A 3,429-nucleotide genomic window follows, 5' to 3' on the forward strand; every position below is an offset into this window, starting at 1 on the left:
CGCTCGTCCGTCCGATGGGTGGCGCGCTCGCTGACCGGATCGGCGGGACCAAGACGCTGATGGCAGTGTATCTGATTGCTGCCGCGGTGCTGATCGCGATCAGCTTCGGCCCCTCGACGGTCGAACTGGCGCTCGCCTTGTTTGTCTGCGCGATGCTGGCGTTGGGGGCAGGCAATGGCGCGGTGTTCCAGCTGGTGCCGCAGCGGTTCAAGGACGAGATCGGCGTGATGACCGGACTGGTCGGCTTTGCAGGGGGCGTTGGCGGCTTCTACCTCGCCTCGTCGCTGGGTCTGGCCAAGCAGCTGACCGGCAGCCCGCAATGGGGCTTCCTGATCTTCGCCGGGCTTGCACTGGTTGCCTTTGCCAGCCTGGTCAGCGTCAAGACCCGCTGGCGCGCCACTTGGCCGACCGCGCTTGAAGGCGCACGCATATGACCGCGCGGCTACTTGGGATCCTCGCCGGGGCGGTTGTCGCCGCCTCGGCCGCCAGTCCGGCGCTGGCTGAACCGCTCAAGCTCACGCCGTTGATCGATGCCCGGCTGCGCTATGAGGGTGTGGATCAGCAGGGCAAGGCCGAACAGGCCGATGCACTGACGTTCAGGATGCGCAGCGGCATTGAGGCGAAGAGCGGGCCGTGGTCAGTGCTCGCCGAGGCTGAGGCAACGCTGGCGATCAACGGCGATTTTAACAGCACGGTCAATGGCCGCACCGCGTTTCCGGTGGTGGCGGATCCGGAAACGATCGAGCTGAATCGTCTGCAGGTCCAGTATCGCGGTCTGCCCAAAACGGTGGTGACGCTGGGCCGCCAGCGCATCAACCTCGACGACCAGCGCTTTGTCGGAACGGTGCTGTGGCGACAGAACGAGCAGACCTATGATGCGGTGCGGCTGGAAAGTTCGGCACTCGGCCCGCTCACCGCCGATATCACCTACAGCTGGTCGGTGCGCAGCATCTTTGGCATCGACAGCCCGTTGCAATCCATCGGCGGTGACAACCTGCTGGCCCAATTGGGCGGCAAGGCGGGACCGGTCGCGATCAAGGGCTTTGCCTATCTGGTCGATCAGGACCAGGCGGAACGACGGCAGTTTTCCAGCCAGACCTATGGCGCGCGCGCCAACGCGTCGTTCGCGCTGTCGCCCAAGCTGAAGCTCGGCATCATCGCCAGCTACGCCCGGCAGAGCGACTACAAGGGGAACGCCAACTCCTATTCGGCCGATTACTGGCTGGGTGAGGCGCAACTGGCCGCGCATGGCTTTACGCTGACAGGGGGGTACGAGGTTCTCGGCGCATCGTCGGGCCTGCCGTTCACCAGCTTCCAGACGCCATTGGCCACCGCGCACAAGTTCAACGGCTGGGCCGACCTGTTCCTGACCACACCCGCCAACGGCCTGCGCGATGCCTATGCCGGGCTTGGCTATGCGCTGCCGACATCGCGCGGACCGGTGAACCTGTCGGTCATCTATCACCGTTTCGACAGCGACCGGCTGAGCCAGGATTATGGCGATGAATGGAATGCGCAAGCGACCTTCAAGCTGTCCAAAAACATCGGTCTGCTGGTCAAATATGCCGACTACCGCGCCAAACAGTTTGGCACCGACACCCGCAGGCTGTGGCTGCAAATGGATTATCTGCTGTGACAGGAGAGACACGCATGGACCGCGAACATCTGGTCGTTATCGGCAACGGCATGGCCGGTTGCCGCGCGGTGGAAGAGGTGCTGGCGCGCGATCCGCACCGTTTCCGCATCACCATTTTCGGTGCCGAGCCGCATGTGAACTACAACCGCATCATGCTCTCGCCGCTGCTGGCAGGCGAGAAAACCTTCGACGAGATCGTGATCAACGACCGCAGCTGGTATGCCGACCATGGCATCGATCTGGTGGTCAGCGACGCCGTCATCGCGATTGACCGCGACACGCAGACGGTCACCGCGCAATCGGGCCGGGTCGCGCAATATGACCGACTATTGATCGCGACCGGATCGGACCCGTTCATCATTCCCGTGCCGGGCAAGGATCTGCCTGGCGTCGTCTCGTTCCGCGATATGGCGGATGTCGACATGATGGTTCACACGGCCGCCAAGGGGGGGGATGCCGTGGTGATCGGCGGTGGCCTGCTTGGCCTGGAGGCGGCCCATGGGCTCGCCTTGCGGGGTATGCAGGTCACCGTTGTTCACCTGATGGATACGCTGATGGAGCGCCAGCTTGATGAAGCGGCGGGCTGGCTGCTTAAGGCCGCGCTGGAGGGTCGCGGTCAGACCATCCTGACAGGCGCGAACACAGCGGAAATCTTTGGAGAGGGCAAGGTCGAGGGCGTACGTCTGACCGACGGGCGCACCATTCCGGCCAGCCTGGTGGTGATGGCGGCGGGTATCCGTCCGAATGTGAGGCTTGCAAAAGAGGCAGGGCTCGCCGTCCATCGCGCGATACTGGTCGACGACCAGATGGTGACCAGCGACCCTGCGATCCTGGCGGTCGGCGAATGCGTCGAACATCGCGGGCAGGTTTACGGCCTGGTCGCGCCGATCTGGGAGATGTGCCGCGCGCTTGCCGATGGACTGATCGGCAAGCCGAACAGCTACGAAGGATCGGTCACCGCGACCAAGCTCAAAGTCTCCGGCATCGACGTGTTTTCGGCGGGCGATTTTGTCGGCGGCGATGGCGCGGAAGACATCGTGCTGCGCGACGCTTCACGTGGGGTCTACAAGCGTGTCGTGGTGAAAGACGACCGCGTGGTAGGTGCGGTGCTCTATGGCGATACCGCCGACGGCAACTGGTATTTCGATCTGCTCAAGCGATCCGAAGACGTGACCGAGATCCGCGATGCGCTGATTTTTGGCCAAGCCTTTGCCTCTGGAGGGGGGCAAGCGGACCCTAAGGCCGCCGTTGCGGCGCTTCCCGATGATGCGGAAGTGTGCGGCTGCAACGGCGTCAGCAAGGGTCAGGTCGCAGCATGCATAGCAGACGGTGCAGGCACCCTTGATGCCGTGCGCGCCACCTGCAAGGCATCGGCCAGTTGCGGGTCGTGCACCGGTCTGGTCGAGACACTGCTCACGATCAGCCTGGGCGATGAATACGCGGGCGAACGTACCGCCAAGCCGATGTGCAAATGCACCAGCTTCACCCATGACGAAGTGCGCGCGCTGATTGTCGAGCGCGGCTTTCGCCACATGCCGCAGGTGATGCAGGAACTGCATTGGTCCACGCCCGATGGCTGTGCGTCCTGCCGCCCCGCGCTCAATTATTACCTGCTGTGCGCCTGGCCCGGCGAATATGTCGATGACCAGCAAAGCCGGTTCGTCAACGAGCGGATGCACGCCAATATCCAGAAGGACGGCACCTATTCGGTGGTTCCGCGCATGTGGGGTGGCCTCACCAACCTGCACCGTCCGATGGCCGAGTTCCGACCCATCACACAACTGGAAGGGGTT

Annotated in this window: 2 protein-coding genes and 1 pseudogene; all 3 read left to right on the forward strand. The window is 63.5% G+C overall.

Annotated features, from left to right (window positions below; genetic code table 11):
* Positions 1 to 434: pseudogene (locus DM995_RS16375) on the forward strand (MFS transporter); the annotation flags it as partial.
* Positions 431 to 1,636: a porin gene (locus DM995_RS16380; RefSeq protein WP_066214143.1), complete on the forward strand. Its 1,206-nt coding sequence runs from the start codon at positions 431 to 433 to the stop codon at positions 1,634 to 1,636. The pseudogene DM995_RS16375 and the gene DM995_RS16380, both read left to right, overlap by 4 nt.
* Positions 1,637 to 1,650: 14 nt before the next feature.
* Positions 1,651 to 3,429 (forward strand): nitrite reductase large subunit NirB (nirB, locus tag DM995_RS16385; RefSeq protein WP_232824510.1); only part of this gene is annotated, 1,779 nt, incomplete at its 3' end.

The organism is Blastomonas sp. UPD001, from assembly GCF_003426715.1.
Classification (GTDB): Bacteria; Pseudomonadota; Alphaproteobacteria; order Sphingomonadales; family Sphingomonadaceae; genus Blastomonas.